We start from the raw sequence: 13,756 nt of genomic DNA, 5'->3' as shown, positions 1-13,756 counted from the left end.
AAGAGCGGACCATGACCACATCCAGTGAAACCGTCGTCGCAGCCCTCCGCGCCTCGCTGAAGGAGGCCGAGCACCTGCGCCGGCAGAACCACAAGCTCGTCGCCGCGGCCACCGAACCGATCGCCATCGTGGCGATGGCCTGCCGGTACCCGGGCGGCGTGGCGTCGCCCGAGGACCTGTGGGAACTGCTGGCCGCCGGCAAGGACGCGATCGGCGCCTTCCCCACGGACCGCGGCTGGGACCTGGGCGCCCTGCGGGACGCCGGCGTCGACGCCCGCGGCAACGCCGTCAGCCAGGAAGGGGGTTTCCTCGACGGCGTGGGGGACTTCGACGCCGACTTCTTCGGCATCTCCCCGCGCGAAGCCGTCACCATGGACCCGCAACAGCGGCTGCTGCTGGAAACCTCGTGGGAGGCCATCGAGCGCGCCGGCATCGCCCCCACCACGCTGCGCGGCAGCCGCACCGGCGTGTTCATCGGCACCAACGGCCAGGACTACGCCCACCTGCTGATCCGTTCGCTGACCGACGCCACCGGGGACATCGGCACCGGCATCGCCGCCAGTGCCACGTCCGGCCGGCTGTCCTACACGCTGGGCCTGGAAGGCCCCGCGGTGACCGTCGACACGGCCTGCTCCTCGTCCCTCGTGGCCCTGCACACGGCGGCCCACGCGCTGCGGGCCGGTGAGTGCACGCTGGCCCTGGTCGGCGGCGTGAACGTGATGGCGTCGCCCGGTTCCCTGATGGAGTTCAGCCGGCAGGGCGGCCTGGCGGCGGACGGCCGGTGCAAGGCGTTCGCCGACGCCGCCGACGGCACCGGCTGGTCGGAGGGCGCGGGGGTCCTCCTCGTGGAGCGCCTGAGCGATGCCCGCCGCAACGGGCACCCGGTCCTCGCCGTCGTCCGCGGCTCGGCCGTCAACCAGGACGGCGCCTCCAACGGCTTCACCGCGCCCAGCGGCCCGGCCCAGCAGCGGGTGATCCGGCAGGCACTGGCCGGCGCCGGGCTGTCGACCGGCGACGTGGACGTGGTCGAGGCGCACGGCACGGGCACCGCCCTGGGGGACCCGATCGAGGCCCAGGCGTTGCTTGCCACCTACGGCCAGGGCCGTGACCCCGAACGCCCGTTGCTGCTGGGCTCGGTGAAGTCCAACCTCGGCCACACGCAGGCGGCCGCGGGGGTGGCCGGGGTCATGAAGGTGGTCCTGGCGATGCGGCACGGGGTGCTGCCCCCGACCCTGCACGTCGACGAGCCGTCGTCGCACGTCGACTGGTCGTCCGGCGCGGTGGAGCTGCTGACGGAGCCCCAGGGGTGGCCGGCCGGCGACCGGCCCTGGCGGGCCGGGGTGTCGTCGTTCGGGATCAGCGGCACCAACGCCCACGTCATCATCGAACGGGCCGTCCCCGACGACGCGCCGCGGACGGAACCCGGCACGGCGCCCACCGACGTGCCGTGGCTGGTGTCGGCCAAGTCCGAGCAGGCACTGGCGGCACAGGTCGAACGGATCACCTCCGGCCGCGGTACGGCGTCGCCGCTGGACGTGGGCTTCTCGCTCGCCTCGGGGCGCTCGCCGTTCGCGCACCGCGCGGTGCTGCTCGCGTCCCCCGACGGCGCGCTGACGGAGGCGGCACGGGGCCGGGCGGAGGCGGACCGCCCGCTCGCCGTGCTGTTCTCGGGGCAGGGCGCGCAACGCGTCGGGATGGGCCGGGAACTCCACGGCCGGCACCCCGTGTTCGCGGCGGCCCTGGACGCGGTGCTGGCGCAGTTCGCAGCCGAACTGCCGGACCTGCGCCCGGTGATGTTCGGCGACGTCGACGGACTGGACGGGACCGGGTTCGCCCAGCCCGCGCTGTTCGCCGTCGAGGTGGCGCTGTTCCGACTGGTGGAGTCCTGGGGCATCCGCCCGGACTTCGTGGCCGGCCACTCCATCGGGGAGATCACGGCGGCGCACGTGGCCGGGGTGCTGTCCCTGGAGGACGCCTGTGCGCTGGTGGCGGCGCGGGCGCGGTTGATGCGGGCGTTGCCGGCCGGCGGGGCCATGGTGGCCGTCCGGGCGTCCGAGGAGGAGGTGCGGCCGCGGCTGGTCGACGAGGTGTCGATCGCGGCGGTCAACGGCCCCGAGGCGGTCGTCCTCGCCGGTGCGGAACCCCAGGTGCTGCGGATCGCCGCGGAGCTGGCGGCCGAGGGACGCAAGACGCAACGCCTCGCGGTGAGCCACGCCTTCCATTCGGCGTTGATGGACCCGATGTTGGCGGACTTCCGGCGGGTGGCCGAGGGGCTGTCGTACCAGGCCCCGCGGATACCCGTGGTGTCCAACGTGACGGGTGAGGTCGCCGCCGCGGAGCTGCTGTCCTCGCCCGACTACTGGGTGCGGCACGTGCGGGAGACGGTCCGCTTCGCGGACGGCCTGCGGACCCTGGCGGCCGAAGGCGCCTCGGTCTTCCTGGAGTTGGGCCCGGACGGCGTCCTGACGGCGATGGCGCAGCACAGCCTGGACGAGGCCGCGCTGTGCGTCAGCGCCCTGCGCGCGGACCGGCCCGAGGAACCCGCCCTGCTGACCGCGCTCGGCCGGCTGCACGTCGCGGGCGTGCCGGTGGACTGGGCGGCGTGGTTCGCCGGTACCGGCGCCCACCGCGTGGACCTGCCCACCTACTCCTTCCAACGCGAGCGCTACTGGCCCGCGCCCGCCGCGTCGGCCGGGGACGTGACCGCCGCCGGCCTGCTCCCCGCCGCACACCCCCTGCTGGGCGCGGCGGTGCCGCTGGGGGGCTCGGGCGGGCTGCTGCTCACCGGCCGACTGTCCCCGCGCACCCACCCCTGGCTGCTGGACCACGTGGTGGACGGCGCATGCGTCTTCCCCGCCGCCGGCTTCGTCGAACTCGCCGTCCGCGCGGGCGACCAGATCGGCTGCGACCACCTGCACGCCCTCACCCTCACCGAGCCGCTCGTCCTGGCCGGCGACGACGCCGTGCTCCTCCAAGTGTGGCTCGGCGCCCCCGACCCGGACGGCGGGCGCGAGGTCCGGGTGTCCTCGCGGGCCGCGGGCACGTCCGACCGGCCGTGGACGGACCACGCCCACGGCACGCTGACGCCCGAGGCACCGACCGCCGGACGAACGGCGCACGGGACGGCGACGTTCGACGCCTCGGCGTGGCCGCCGGCCGGCGCCGCAGCGACGGACCACGACGAGGACGTCGAACACGGCCCGGTGTTCCGGACCGTCCGCGCCCGGTGGACCCTCGACGACGAGACCTTCGTCGAGGCCGCGCTGCCCGACGAGGTGGCCGACGCGGCGGACTTCGGCCTGCACCCGGCGTTGCTGGAAGCCGTGACGCAGGCGGTCGCGCCCGACGGGGACCTCGCACCGTCGGCCTGGCACGGGCTCGAACTGCACGCCAGTGGGGCCTCGGACGTACGCATCCGCCTGACGAGGACCGGCCCGGACACGTACGCCGTCGCCGTCGCCGACGCCGCGGGTGCCCCCGTCCTTTCGGCGGACTCTCTGGTCCTGGCGGCCCGGAAGCCCCTTGCGCGACCCGCCGACAGCGGTGCGGAGGAAGGGGCGCTGCTGCGGCTGGACTGGGTACCGGCCGCCCCGACACCGGCCACCGACGAGGTGCGCAGCGTGACGCTGGGCACCGGCGGACTGGCGTCCCTGGCGGACGTGCCCGAACTCGTCGTCGCCCCGGTGCCGGGCGCCGGCGACGACGTCCCCGGCGCCGTCCACGAACGGACCGCGTGGGCGCTGGAGTTGATCCAGGCATGGTTGGCGGACGAGCGGTTCGCCGCCGCCCGCCTGGTGTTCGTGACCGACGGCGCGGTGTCCGGTGACGATCTGGTCGCCGCTGCGGTGTGGGGCCTGGTGGCCTCCGCGCAGTCGGAACACCCGGACCGCTTCGCCCTGGTGGACACCCCGGACGCGGACCTCCCGGCCGCGCTGCCGGGGCTGCTGGCCGCCGGCGACGCCCAGTTCCTCGTGCGCGACGGCACGGTGCACCTCGCCCGGCTCGCCCGGCTCGCCGCACCCGACGACGCCGCCCCGCACCTCCCCGCCTGGGACCCGGACGGCACGACGCTGATCACCGGCGGCACGGGTGGCCTGGGCAGCCTCCTCGCCCGGCACCTCGTGGCCGAGCACGGGACCAAGCACCTCGTCCTGGTGAGCCGCAGCGGCGAGAGCGCACCGGGTGCCGCCGCACTGCGCGCCGAATTGACCGCCCTCGGCGCCGACGTGACGATCGCGGCCTGCGACACCGCCGACCGGGCCGCGCTCGGCCGGGTGCTCGACTCCCTCACCCATCCGCTGGCCGCGGTGATCCACACGGCCGGTGTGCTGGACGACGGCGTGGTCACCGCACTGACCCCGGAACGGCTGTCGGGCGTGCTGCGCCCGAAGGCGGACGCGGCCTGGCACCTGCACGACCTGACGCGGGGGACGGACCTGGGGGCGTTCGTCGTCTTCTCCTCGATCTCCGGCGTGATGGGCGGCGCCGGACAGGCCAACTACGCCGCCGGCAACGTCTTCCTCGACGCCTTGGCCCGGCACCGCGCCGCCCGGGGCCTGCCCGCCCAGTCCCTCGCCTGGGGCGCGTGGGCGCAGGCGAGCGGCATGACGGGGGCACTGTCCGACGCGGACATGCAGCGGATCGCGGCCACCGGCGTGCCGCCGCTCACCGCCGAGCAGGGCCTGGCACTGTTCGACGCCGCCACCGCGACGGACGAACCCCACCTCGTCCCGGTCGGCCCGGTCGCCGCCGGCACCCGGGTCCGCGGCGCCGTTCCGCCGGTCCTCCGGGGCCTGGTCAAGGGCGCCCGGCGGACCGCGGCCAACTCCGCCCCCGGCGCCGACGCCCCCGCCGTGCTCGCCCGGAACCTGGCGCAGGCACGGCCGGAGGACCGGGTCCGGTTGCTGACCGACCTCGTGCGGACCGAGGCCGCCGCCGTGCTCGGGCACGCCTCGGCCAAGGCGGTGGACGCCCGGCGGGAGTTCCACGACCTGGGCTTCGACTCGCTGACCGCCGTCGAACTGCGCAACCGGCTGGCCACCGCGACCGGTCTGCGGCTGACCGCCACCCTCGTCTTCGACTACCCCACCCCCCTCGCCCTCTCCGAACACCTCGTCCCGCAGCTCGTGGACGAAGCCCGGACCGCGGCGGGCCCGGCCCTGCTCGCGGAACTCGATCGGCTCGACGCCGCACTCGCGGCCGGCGCGCCCGACTCCCGCACGCGCACCGCCGTCGCCAACCGCCTGTCGCAACTGCTGGACAGGTGGCGGGGGGCCGCGGAGCAGGAGAACGGCTCCGGGGTCGCCGAACGTCTCGAATCCGCCAGCGCGGTGGAAATCCTCGCCTTCATCGACAACGAACTCGGGCGTCACAGCGACCGCTGAACCCGGCCCCCATTCATACGGAAGGTTCCTCGTCATGCCGAACGACCACGAGCTCGTTGACTACCTGAAGTGGGTCACCAACGACCTGCACCAGACCCGAGAACGGCTCCGGGAGGCCGAGTCCGCCCAACAGGAGCCGCTCGCCATCGTCGGAATGTCCTGCCGTCTGCCGGGCGGCGTGCGTTCGCCGGAAGACCTCTGGCAGCTGCTCAGCGAGGGGCGCGACGGCATCGCGGAGTTCCCGGCCGACCGCGGTTGGGACCTGAGCTCGCTCACCGGCGGGGGCAACGGCAGCAGCACGACGGCCGAAGGCGGCTTCGTGGACGCCGCCGCGTTCGACGCCGGCTTCTTCGGCATCTCGCCCCGCGAGGCCATGGCCATGGACCCCCAGCAGCGGATCCTGCTGGAGAGCGCCTGGGAAGCCCTGGAGCGGGCCGGCATCGACCCGGTGTCCCTGCGCGGCACCGACACCGGTGTCTTCGTCGGCACGAACGGCGTCGACTACACCAACGTCGTGCTGAACTCCCGTGAGGACGTCGAAGGACACGCCAGTACCGGCCTGGCGGGCAGCGTCCTGTCCGGGCGGCTGTCCTACACCTTCGGTCTGGAGGGCCCGGCCGTCACGGTCGACACGGCCTGCTCCTCCTCGCTCGTCTCCCTGCACCTGGCGGCCCACGCACTGCGCTCCGGCGAGTGCGGGCTCGCCCTCGTCGGTGGCGTGACGGTGCTGTCGTCACCGATGAGCTTCGCCGGTTTCAGCCGGCAGGGCGGACTGGCCGAGGACGGCCGCTGCAAGGCGTTCGCCGAGGCGGCCGACGGCACCGGCTGGTCCGAAGGCGTGGGCCTGCTGGTGGTGGAGCGGCTGTCCGACGCCCGCCGGAACGGACACGAGATCCTCGCCGTCGTGCGGGGCTCGGCCGTCAACCAGGACGGCGCCTCCAACGGCCTGACGGCGCCCAACGGCCCCTCCCAACAGCGGGTGATCCAGCAGGCACTGGCCAACGCCGGACTGTCGCCCGACGACGTGGACGCCGTCGAGGCGCACGGCACCGGCACCACTCTCGGCGATCCGATCGAGGCCCAGGCCCTGCTGGCGACCTACGGCCAGGGCCGTGACCCCGAACGCCCGCTGCTGCTGGGCTCGGTGAAGTCCAACCTCGGCCACACGCAGGCGGCCGCGGGGGTGGCGGGGATCTTGAAGGTGGTCCTGGCGATGCGGCACGGCGTGCTGCCGTCGACCCTGCACGTGGACGCACCGTCGTCGCACGTCGACTGGTCGTCCGGCGCGGTGCAGTTGCTGACGGAGCCTCAGGAATGGCCCAAGGCCGGCCGGCCGTGGCGGGCGGGCGTGTCGTCGTTCGGGATCAGCGGCACCAACGCCCACGTCATCATCGAGCAGGCACCGGTCGCCGGGGAGGGCGACGACGAGGACGGCGCGGAGCTGCCCGCGGCGCCGGTCCTGGCGCCGTCGACCGTGCCGTGGCCGGTCTCCGCGCGCACCGAGGACGCACTGGCCGCGCAGCTGGAGCAGGTCACCGCGCTGACCGACGCCTCCCCGGTCGACCTGGGCTTCTCGCTGGCCACCTCCCGCGCACACCTGGAGCGTCGCGCGGTGCTCCTGGCCGGGGACGACGGGACCTCCGAGGTCGCCCGCGGCGTCTCCCACGGGAGCGACGGGAAGGTGGCGGTGCTGTTCTCCGGCCAGGGTGCGCAACGCGTCGGCATGGGGCGGGAGTTGTCCGACCGGTTCCCGGTGTTCGCGGCGGCGTTGGACGAGGTGTTGGCGCACTTCGACGACGCGCTGCGGGAGGTGATGTTCGGCGGGGCGGACGGCCTGGACGAGACGGGCTTCACCCAGCCGGCGTTGTTCGCCGTGGAGGTGGCGTTGTTCCGCCTGGCGGAGTCGCTGGGTGTGCGGCCGGACTTCGTGGCCGGGCATTCGATCGGTGAGGTTGCGGCGGCGCACGTCGCCGGGGTGTTCTCGCTGGCGGACGCGAGTGCGCTGGTCGCGGCCCGGGCGCGGTTGATGCAGGCGCTGCCAGCGGGCGGCGCGATGGTGGCCGTCCAGGCGGCCGAGGCCGAGGTGCGGCCGCGGTTGGTGGACGGCGTGTCGATCGCGGCGGTCAACGGCCCCGAGGCGGTCGTCCTCGCCGGCGACGAGACCGAAGTCCTGCGCATATCGGCGGAGTTGGCGGCCGAGGGACGCAAGACGCAGCGCCTCGCGGTGAGCCATGCCTTCCACTCGCCCTTGATGGAGCCGATGCTGGAGGAGTTCCGGCAGGCGGTTCAGGGGCTGTCGTACGAGGCTCCGCGCATCCCGGTCGTCTCCAACGTGACGGGCGAGGTCGCCGCCGCGGAGCTGCTGTGCTCGCCGGACTACTGGGTGCGGCACGTGCGGGAGACGGTGCGCTTCGCCGACGGCGTGCGGGCACTCGAAGCCGAGGGTGCCACGGTCTTCCTGGAGTTGGGCCCCGACGGTGTGTTGGCCGCGATGGCCCAGCACACCCTGGACGGCGACGTGACCGTCGTGCCGGCGCTGCGCAAGGACCGGCCGGAGGAGACCGCACTGCTCACCGCGCTCGCCCGCCTGCACGTCACGGGCGTGCCGGTGGACTGGGCCGCGTGGTTCGCCGGTACCGGTGCCCGCCGCGTGGACCTGCCCACCTACCCCTTCCAGCACGAGCGGTACTGGCCCCGGCCCGCCGTCTCGGCGGGGGACGTGACCGGTGTCGGGCTGCTCCCGGCGCACCACCCCCTGCTGGGCGCGACGCTCACCCTCGCGGACTCCGACGAGGCCGTGTTCACCGGCCGGTTCTCGTTGCGGACCCACCCCTGGCTGACCGACCATGCCATCGGTGACCACGTCCTCTTCCCGGGCGCCGGCTTCCTGGAGCTGGCCCTGCGTGCGGGAGACCAGGTCGGCTGCGGCCGGGTCGAGGAGTTCGTCCTGCTCGCCCCGCTGGTGCTGACGGCGGAGAACGGCGCCCAGGTCCAGGTGCTGATCGGCGCCCCCGACGAGCGGGGCACCCGGACGATCTCCGTCCACTCGCGCGCCGACGACGCGCCCGACCAGCCGTGGATCCAGCACGCCAACGGCACCCTGACCACCACGGAACGCATCGCGGACTTCGGAGCCCCGGTCTGGCCGCCCCACGACGCGGTCGCCGTCGACCTGGAGGGCTTCTACGACGGCACCGGGTACGGCCCGGCCTTCCAGGGCCTGCGCTCGGTGTGGCGCCGGGAGGACGAGGCGTTCGTCGAGGTCGCACTGCCGGCCCAGGTCGCCGACGACGCGGCGTCCTACGGCATCCACCCGGCGCTGCTGGACGCGGTGCTGCAGACCCACCGGATGGCCGGTGTCGGCGGCGACGACGACCAGCTCCTGCCGTTCGTCTGGCAGGGCGTGTCGCTGCACGCCGGCGGCGCCTCGGTGCTGCGGGCCCACGTGGTGAAGACCGGTGACGACGCGGTGTCCATCGCCGCCGTCGACGTCGAGGGCGCCCCCGTCCTGTCCGCCGAGGCACTGGTACTGCGCGGTCAACTGGCCGGTGCGGCGGCCCCGGTGGCCGCCCGGCGCACCGCGGAGCAGGACGCGCTGCTGTCGCTGGACTGGGTGGCCGCCCCCGAGGTGCAGCCGGCCGCCGTCCGTTGTGTGGCGCTGGGCGCCGACGACCTCGGCGTGGGTGCCTCGGTCGCCTCCCTGGCGGAACTGACCGGCGACGAAGACCTCGTGGTCGTCCCCGTGTCCGGCACGGGCGAGGACGTGCCCGCCGCCGCGCACGCGCTGACCGCCACGGTGCTGGGCCTGCTCCACGAATGGGAGGAGCAGGTCTCCGGCTCCGCCCGCCTGGTGTTCCTCACCCGGGGCGCCGTCTCCACCGCCGAGGGCGAACCCGTGCGGGACGTGGCCGCGGCCGCGGTGTGGGGCCTGGTGCGCTCGGCACAGACGGAGAACCCGGGGCGGATCGCCCTGTTGGACGTCGACGACAGCGACGGGGACCTCGCCACGCTGCTCGCGGAGCTGCCCGGCCTGCTGGCCACCGAGGACGCCCAGTTCGTCCTCCGCGACGGAGCCATCAAGGTGGGGCGGCTGGCACTCCTGGGCAGCGATGCGGGACTGCTGCCGCCCGCCGGGCCGTGGCGGCTGGACAGCGCGGCCCGTGGCAACCTCGCCAACCTGGTGCTCGCGCCGTGCCCGCAGGCCCTGGAACCGCTCACCGAAGGACAGCTCCGCATCCAGGTCCAGGCCGCCGGCGTGAACGCCCGGGACGTGGCCAACGCCCTCGGCGAGCACCGGGACGCGGCCGCGCCGCTGGGCGTCGAGGCCACCGGTGTGGTGACCGAGACCGGACCCGGAACGAGCCGGCTGCGCCCGGGGGACCGGGTGATGGGCCTGGTGCCCGGCGGCCTCGGGCCGGTGGCCGTCGCCGACGAGCGGCTGCTGACCCGCGTCCCCGACGGCTGGACGCCCGAGCAGGCCGCTTCCGCACCACTGGCCTTCCTGACCGCCCACCACGCACTCAAGGACCTCGCCGGGCTGCGGCCGGGCCAGTCGGTCCTCGTACAGGTGGACGCCGACGGAGTCGGTCCGGCGGCGGTCCAACTGGCCCGCCACCTCGGCGCCGAGGTGTTCGTCATCGCCGACGAGGGCCGGGCGACCTCCCTGCGGGAGCTCGGCGTGGCGCCCGACCGGATCGCCCCGGTCCTGACCGCCGACGTCGAGCAGCGCTTCCGGGCGGCCACCGCGGACCGCGGCATGGACGTGGTGCTGACCGACCTGACCGGCGAACCCGCTGCCGCCGCACTGCGGTTGACCGCGCCCGACGGCCACTTCCTGCACCTCGGCGCCGACAGCGACGACCCTGGGGCCGACGCCCAGGTGCGCCACCACAGCGTCGACGTGGCCGCAGCGGACCCGGAACGCGTCCAGGCGGCGTTCGACGAGCTGCTGGCCCTCTTCGACCAGGGCGTGCTGCACCCGCTGCCCGTCACCGTCCGGGACGTCCGACGGGCCGTTGGAGCGTTCGACGCGGTGCACCGTGGCGAGCACTCCGGCAAGGCCGTGCTGACCATGCCGCGCACCTGGGCACCGGACGGCACCGTCCTGATCACCGGCGGCACCGGCGGCCTGGGCCGCGAACTGGCCCGTCACCTGGTCACCGAGCGGGGCGTGCGCCACCTGCTGCTGCTCAGCCGCAGCGGCCCCGACGCCCCCGGCGTGGACGCCCTGCGCGAGGAGTTGGCCGCCCACGGCGCCGAGGTCGAGGTCCGCGCCTGCGACGTGGCCGACCGCCAGGACCTCGCCGCCGCCGTGGCGTCGGTGCCCGCCGCGCACCCGCTGACCGCCGTGATCCACACCGCCGGCGTCCTCGACGACGGCGTGGTGACGTCGCTGACGCCCGAGCGGTTGGCGGCCGTGCTGCGTCCGAAGGTGGACGCCGCCTGGCACCTGCACCAGGTCACCGAGGACCTCGACCTGGCCGCGTTCGTGCTGTACTCCTCGATCGCGGGCGTCACCGGCGCCCCCGGCCAGGGCAACTACGCCGCGGGCAACGTCTTCCTCGACGCGCTCGCCCGCCTCCGCACGGCCAACGGCCTGCCCGCACAGTCCCTCGCGTGGGGTGCCTGGGCCCCGGGCAGCGGCATGACCGCCGACCTGACCGAGGCCGACCTCCAGCGGAGCGCCGTGTACGGGGCCAAGCCGCTCACCGTCGAGCAGGGCATGGCGCTGTTCGACGCGGCGGGGGCGTGCGACGCGGCCCACCTCGTCGCACTGGGACGGACCGCCGGCCCGCTGCGCATCGACGGCCCTGTGCCGCCCGTACTGCGCGGCCTGGTCGCCACCCGCCGGCGCGCCGCCGGCCAGCCCGCCGCCGACGCGGCGGGCGGCCTCACCGGGCGGCTCGCGGACCTGGACGAGGACGCGCGGACGGCCACCCTGGTCGACCTGGTGCGGACCGAGGCGGCCGCCGTGCTCGGGCACGCCTCGCCGGAGGGCATAGAGACCCACCGGGAGTTCCTGGAGCTGGGCTTCGACTCGCTGACCTCCGTCGAACTGCGCAACCGGCTCGCGGCGGCCACCGGGCTGCAACTGCCCGCGACCGTGGTCTTCGAGAACAAGACCACCGAGAAGCTCGCGACGTGGCTGGGCGGCGAACTCGGCACCCGGCCGGCCGGGGGCGCCGCATCGGGCGGTGCCGGGGGTGCCCGCTCGGGCGCCGTCGAGCAGGAGGACTGGCTGGTGGAGCGCTTCCTCACCTCCATCAGGGAGGACCGGATCGCCGAGGCCCGGCGCCTGGTGTCGGCCATGGGCGGGGTCGGCCCGTCGTTCGAGAACACCGCGGAACTGGAGGACCTGCCGCTGCCGACCACGCTCGCCGAGGGCTCGGCGTCGCCGCGGCTGATCTGCATCAGCACGCCCACCGCCAACGGCGGCGTCCACGAGTACGCCAGGTTCGCCGCCCGCTTCCGCGGCCGACGGAACGTCATCGCCCTGCCGCTGGTCGGCTTCGCCCCGGGGGACCCGCAGCCGGCCACGGCCGAGTGCGCCGCCCGGTCGATCGCGGAGAGCGTGCTGCGCGCCAGCGACGGTGAACCCTTCGTCCTGGTCGGCCACTCCTCCGCCGGCGCGTTCTCCTACGCAGCCGCGGGCGTGCTGGAGAGCACCTGGGGCATCAAGCCCGCCGGCCTGGTGCTGCTGGACACCCTCAGCATCCGGCACGAGGAGAACGAGGACATCGACTACGGCGGTCTGCTGAAGGCGAACTTCCTGGCCTCGGAGGCGACCCAGGTGCGGATCCTCAAGCCCAACCTGTCCGCGATGGGCAGGTGGATGCACCTGCTGAACAGCATCCACGTGCCGCAGATGTCCGCCCCCGTGCTCAGCATCCAGGCGTCGCGGCTCTACCCGGGCATCGCGGCCGGCGGCGAGGGGCTGAGCCAGATGATCCCGTCGGCCGAGATCGTCGAGATCGACGCGGACCACCTGTCCATCGTCCGGTCCGACGCCCCGACAGCCGCGAAGATCGCGGACGACTGGCTGGCGGCGACCTTCGACGCGTGACGGCGACGCCGTGACACGGCAACGGCGGGCGGCCCCCTGGGTCGCCCGCCGTTGCCGTGCGCCGACTACCAGGTCACCGGCAGCTCACTGAGCCCGCCGGACAACCGGCCGGTCCGCACCGCCAACTCGTCCTCCGGGTGCGCCAGCCGTAGGCCGGGCAGCCGGGTGAACAACTGCGTGAAGACCGTGTTCAGCTCGATGCGCGCCAGGGGCGCGCCGATGCAGTGCCAGATGCCGTGCGCGAACGTCAGATGCGGGTTGGGGGACCGGGTGACGTCGAACTGCTCCGGCTCGTCGAAGGCCCGCTCGTCGAAGTTGGGGAGGCTGAAGTCGAACAGGACCAGGTCCCCGGCCCGGATCGTCTCCCCGGCGACCGTCAGGTCCTCGGTGGCGTAGCGGGGCAGGATCGAGCCGCCGGCCTTCGCCGCCCGCAGCACCTCCTCGACGGCGCGCGTCATCACGTCCGGGTCCGCCAGCGCCGCCGCCCGCTGCTCGGGGTGGGCCGCCAGCAGCACCACGCCGTGGTCCATGATGGTCACGACGCTGTCCAGCCCCGCGAACAGCAGGCCCACGGCCAGGTGCGTCACGCGCTCGTCGGACAGCCCGCCCGCGATCAGGCGGGTGATGATGTCCTCGCCGGGCTCGGCCCGCTTGCCTCCGACCAACTCCGCGACGAGCGCGTAGAGGTCGCGCTGCATGCGCCGCACGCCCTCGCGGTCACCGAGCACGGCCGTCTCGGCCATCAGTGCCGTGAGGGGTTCGCGGCTCTGCGGGGGCACGCCGATGATGTCGCAGAGCACCGTCGTCGCCACCGGCACGGACACGCCGCCGTGCACGTCGCCGGGTGGCGTGCGGCCGGTGAAGTCGTCGAGCACGGCGTCCACGACCGCCGCCACCCGTGGTTCCATCTCGCGCATCCGCCGGGCGGCGAACATCGGGGCCAGGAGCTGGCGGGACTCGGTGTGCGTACGGCGGGCGGACTCGGCGTCGGTGTCGGTGATCATCATGTCCAGGAACGGGTTGCGCACGTACTGCGCCGCGTTCGCCGGGTCCGGATGCGAGTGGCCGATGCGCTCGTCGTGCAGCAGTTCCTTGAGCAGGGTGTGGCGGGTCACCAGCCACCCCTCGTCCCCGGCGGGGGTGCGCACCCGGCAGAGCGGCCCCTGCTCCTGGAGGTCGCGCAGGAGGGGGCTGACGCGCAGTAAGTCGGGGGGTGCGAGGTCGAGGGACGGCAGATCACGGTGGGGGGCTGTCATGCGTGGATCCCTTCACAGGTGCAGTGGTGCGCCGCGCACGCCGCGTGCGCGCG

At 74.6% G+C, this 13,756-nt stretch carries 3 protein-coding genes; 2 read left to right on the top strand and 1 reads right to left on the bottom strand.

All coding sequences use genetic code 11. From position 1 onward, the window contains the following. Positions 1–11 precede the first annotated feature (11 nt). Both ABD385_RS08440 and ABD385_RS08435 read left to right on the top strand, forming a co-directional pair. Positions 12–5,384 carry an SDR family NAD(P)-dependent oxidoreductase gene (locus ABD385_RS08440; protein ID WP_344574415.1) on the top strand — a complete coding sequence of 1,791 codons (5,373 nt, stop codon included), beginning with the start codon at positions 12–14 and terminating at the stop codon, positions 5,382–5,384. A gap of 34 nt (positions 5,385–5,418) precedes the next feature. Beyond that, positions 5,419–12,447 (top strand): SDR family NAD(P)-dependent oxidoreductase, encoded by a 7,029-nt coding sequence (locus ABD385_RS08435; protein WP_344574414.1) that lies wholly within the window; start codon positions 5,419–5,421, stop codon positions 12,445–12,447. A gap of 65 nt (positions 12,448–12,512) precedes the next feature. Here ABD385_RS08435 and ABD385_RS08430 read toward each other — a convergent pair whose 3' ends face one another. Beyond that, positions 12,513–13,703, bottom strand: coding sequence for a cytochrome P450 (locus tag ABD385_RS08430; RefSeq protein ID WP_344574413.1), 1,191 nt, complete (start codon positions 13,701–13,703; stop codon positions 12,513–12,515). Between the last annotated feature and the right edge of the window lie 53 nt (positions 13,704–13,756).

Origin of the sequence: Streptomyces lunalinharesii (genome assembly GCF_039532155.1) — a bacterium.
Lineage (GTDB): Bacteria > Actinomycetota > Actinomycetes > Streptomycetales > Streptomycetaceae > Streptomyces > Streptomyces lunalinharesii.
The sequence above is the reverse complement of the archived record's forward strand: the minus strand, read 5'-3'. Positions and strand labels throughout refer to the sequence as shown.